This is a genomic window from Luteitalea sp. (assembly GCA_009377605.1).
In the GTDB taxonomy this organism is placed as follows: domain Bacteria; phylum Acidobacteriota; class Vicinamibacteria; order Vicinamibacterales; family Vicinamibacteraceae; genus WHTT01.
Map to the genome: position 1 here is coordinate 1 of WHTT01000344.1, position 542 is coordinate 542.

General features: G+C 54.8%; 1 protein-coding gene. It reads left to right on the forward strand.

Annotated features, from left to right (window positions below):
• Positions 1–82 precede the first annotated feature (82 nt).
• On the forward strand, positions 83–526 hold the full coding sequence (locus tag GEV06_29225) for a hypothetical protein (protein MPZ21918.1): 444 nt from the start codon (positions 83–85) through the stop codon (positions 524–526).
• Positions 527–542 lie beyond the last annotated feature (16 nt).

Consider the following 542-nt stretch of genomic DNA (forward strand, 5'->3'; position numbering starts at 1 on the left):
GTTCCTAAGTGCTGATGTGAGTAGCGACGGATGATGACTTTACGCTTTTCCACCACTTGACAGACACGGCCCCGAACAGATAATGGCCATCAAAGTTGGCATCGAGAAAGGCAAGCTGTTCGGTCCGCGAATCTACTTTGTTGGCCCGGCGTTGGGGTTCGAGGATACCACAATTTCGACGGGAGTGCGCAACGAGGCGGAGGTGCGAAAACTCATCGCGCACGCTGCGTCTTTTGGAGTGGACGGCATCAAAATACAGCTGCCCAATCTGCCGGCTGAGCTTTTGCGAGTTGTGGTTGAGGATGCGCACAAAAGGGGGCTTCCGGTGGGAATTCACGTGGCGGACGATCCAACGGTCATGACGGCTCGAGAGGCTGTTGAAATTGGCGTTGATCTGCTGATTCATGCCGGAGGGATGGCTTTCTCGATGATTCAGGATCAGGGCAGGAGGAAGCGCTTTCTCGAAGAGCAGTTGCCGATACGAGAGGGTGGTGGGGACCCATGGTATCTCGTTACCCCGGCGTAGATGGATGAATTCATTC

What these genes read in the sequence shown, in the direction of transcription:
- GEV06_29225 (MPZ21918.1), top strand. Translation starts at nt 83, where the DNA reads ATGGCCATCAAAGTTGGCATCGAGAAAGGCAAGCTGTTCGGTCCGCGA.